The sequence below is a fragment of the uncultured Mycobacterium sp. genome (assembly GCF_964249325.1).
Taxonomy (GTDB): Bacteria; Actinomycetota; Actinomycetes; order Mycobacteriales; family Mycobacteriaceae; genus Mycobacterium.
Window position 1 is genome coordinate 1 of sequence record NZ_CAXUCH010000272.1, and the last position, 3,043, is coordinate 3,043.

Below are 3,043 nucleotides of genomic sequence, written 5' to 3' on the forward strand. Positions count from 1 at the left end.
ACCACATGCACTAAGCACAATCAGGCCGGCTCCGAGCGAGGAAACGATTGGTAAATTTCTCCGTGTTGTAGACATGATCTTGTTCCTCCTCCGAGGTTTCGAATAGTTGAGGCGAACGGAACATACGGCCGCCGAGTCCGCGTAGGCACGCGTAGTCGACTACCTGCTTTGCACCGGCCGCATAGTCGACTCCGTGCGTAGCTGTGCCTTCGCGCCGACGGGGACGAGGAGCCCGACCAACGCTGAGGGCACCCACGCTGGCGAACCTGCCCGACACTGCGGCGTTTGCTCCCCCCGCAGTGGAATGAGTTTGCATCCTTCTGCATAACCATGCAGAATGGCCGCTATGATCCTGCGAGTGGCGGTGGCCGGCGCCAGCGGCTACGCGGGAGGCGAAATCGTTCGGCTGCTCCTCGGCCACCCCGCCTACGCCGACGGCCGGTTTACGATCGGCGCACTCACCGCGGCGGGCAACGCCGGCAGCACGCTCGGCGAGCAGCACCCTCACCTGCTGCCGCTCGCTCAGCGAGTGCTGGAACCGACCGAGATCGACGTGCTGCGCGGCCATGACGTCGTCTTCTTGGCGCTCCCGCACGGGCATTCGGCGGCCTTAGCCGAGCAGCTGGACCCTCAGACGCTGATCGTGGACTGCGGCGCTGATTTCCGGCTCACCGAACCCGCAGCCTGGCAGCGCTTCTACGGTTCGCCGCATGCCGGCAGCTGGCCGTACGGGTTGCCCGAATTGCCCGGCGCCCGCGAGCGGCTGCGCGGCGCCCGCCGCATCGCAGTACCCGGCTGCTATCCGACCGCGGCACTGCTGGCCCTGCTGCCCGCCATCGCCGAGGACCTCGTCGAACCCGCCGTCACGGTGGTAGCCGTCAGTGGCACATCGGGGGCTGGTCGTGCTGCGAAGACGGACTTGCTCGGCGCAGAGGTCATCGGATCGGCGCGGGCCTACAACATCGGCGGGGCCCACCGGCACACCCCCGAGATCGTGCAGGAGCTGCAAAAGGTCAGCGACCGAAAAGTCACCGCGTCGTTCACCCCGGTGCTCATCCCCACGTCGCGCGGCATCTTGGCCACCTGCACCGCACCCACCCGCTCGCCGCTCTCACAACTGCGCGCAGCATACGAAAAGACTTATAGCACAGAGCCTTTCGTTCACCTACTGCCCGGCGGACAGTTGCCCCGCACCGGAGCGGTGATCGGCAGCAACGCTGCGCACATCGCCGTCGCGGTCGACGAGGAGGCCGCCACATTGGTGGCGATCGCCGCCATCGACAACCTGGTCAAGGGCACCGCCGGTACCGCGGTGCAGTCGATGAACCTGGCGCTAGGTTGGCCGGAAACCGAGGGGTTGCCACTAGTAGGAGTGGCGCCGTGACCGACCTCGCCGACGCTGCCAGGCTGCTGCGCACCCAGGGCGTGACGGCACCGGAGGGATTTCGGGCCGCCGGCATCGCTGCGGGGATCAAGCCTTCCAGGGCGCTGGATCTGGCGCTGGTCTTGAACGAAGGCCCGGACTACGCCGCCGCGGGCGTCTTCACCCGCAACCGGGTCAAGGCCGCACCGGTGCTGTGGAGCCAGCAGGTGCTGACCACCGGCCGGCTGCGCGCGGTGGTCCTTAACTCGGGCGGCGCTAATGCCTGCACCGGCCCTGCCGGTTTCCAAGACACCCACGCCACCGCCGAGGCCGTCGCCGCCGCGTTGTCGGACTGGGGCAGCGAGACCGGTGCGATCGAAGTCGCCGTCTGCTCGACGGGCCTGATCGGTGACCGGCTGCCGATGGACAAGGTGCTCGCCGGCGTTCAGGAAATCGTCCACGAGATGGTAGGCGGGCTCACCGGCGGTGAGGACGCGGCACGGGCCATCATGACCACCGACACCGTGCCGAAACAGGTTGCGCTGCACCATCCCGGTAACTGGACCATCGGCGGAATGGCCAAGGGCGCCGGGATGCTGGCGCCGTCGCTGGCCACCATGCTGTGCGTGCTGACCACCGACGCCGTGGCCGACGCTGCAGCGCTCGACCACGCGCTGCGGCGTGCCAGCGCCGTCACCTTCGACCGCCTGGACATCGACGGCACCTGCTCCACCAACGACACCGTGCTGCTTTTGGCGTCGGGGGCAAGTGAGATCGCCCCCAGCCAAGCCGATCTCGACGGCGCAGTGCTTCGGGTCTGCGACGACCTGTGTGCGCAGTTGCAGGCCGACGCCGAAGGTGTCACCAAACGCATCACCGTCACGGTGACCGGCGCGGCCAGCGAGGACGAGGCCGTCACAGCGGCGCGGGTAATCGCCCGCGACAGCCTGGTCAAGACCGCGTTGTTCGGCTCCGACCCGAACTGGGGCCGGGTGCTCGCGGCAGTGGGCATGGCGCCGGTGCAGCTCGACCCGGAGCGGATCACTGTCTCGTTCAACGGTTTTGCGGTGTGTATCGACGGCGTCGGAACGCCGAAAGCTCGGGAGGTGGACCTGTCGGGAACCGACATCGACGTCACCGTCGACCTCGGGCTAGGTAGTGGTCACGGCAGTATCCGCACCACCGACCTGTCGCACGGCTACGTCGAAGAGAACTCGGCTTACAGCTCATGATCCGCCTCCTCCTCATCGCTCCCGCTCTGCATCGTCGGCGGTGGCATAGCTCATGATCCGCCTCCTCCTCATCGCTGCCGCTCTGCATGGTCGGCGGTGGCATAGCTCATGACGACCAGCGAATTGCCGACCCAGGTAAAAGCCCAGGTGCTCGCCGAAGCCCTGCCCTGGCTCAAGCAGCTGCACGGCAAGATCGTCGTCGTCAAATACGGCGGCAACGCGATGACCGACGACACGCTCAAGCATGCGTTCGCGGCCGACATGGCGTTTCTGCGCAACTGCGGCATCCATCCCGTCGTCGTACACGGTGGCGGACCGCAGATCACGGCGACGTTGCAGCGACTTGGCATCGCCGGCGACTTCAAGGGCGGATTCCGGGTCACCACACCGGAAGTGCTCGACGTCGCGCGGATGGTGCTGTTCGGTCAAGTGGGCCGGGAACTGGTCA

The 3,043-nt window shown here is 67.1% G+C and carries 2 protein-coding genes and 1 pseudogene (1 of these 3 cut by a window edge); all 3 read left to right on the forward strand.

Annotated elements, in window-relative coordinates; genetic code table 11:
• The first annotated feature begins 337 nt into the window (after positions 1 to 337).
• Positions 338 to 1,384: an N-acetyl-gamma-glutamyl-phosphate reductase gene (gene argC, locus ACFE99_RS22280; protein WP_375488644.1), complete on the forward strand. Its 1,047-nt coding sequence runs from the start codon at positions 338 to 340 to the stop codon at positions 1,382 to 1,384.
• On the forward strand, positions 1,381 to 2,595 hold the full coding sequence (argJ, locus tag ACFE99_RS22285) for a bifunctional glutamate N-acetyltransferase/amino-acid acetyltransferase ArgJ (RefSeq protein ID WP_375488646.1): 1,215 nt from the start codon (positions 1,381 to 1,383) through the stop codon (positions 2,593 to 2,595). The genes argC and argJ overlap by 4 nt, the downstream gene beginning before the upstream one ends.
• A gap of 108 nt (positions 2,596 to 2,703) precedes the next feature.
• Positions 2,704 to 3,043, forward strand: a pseudogene (gene argB / locus ACFE99_RS22290) (acetylglutamate kinase); it runs 521 nt beyond the window's last position.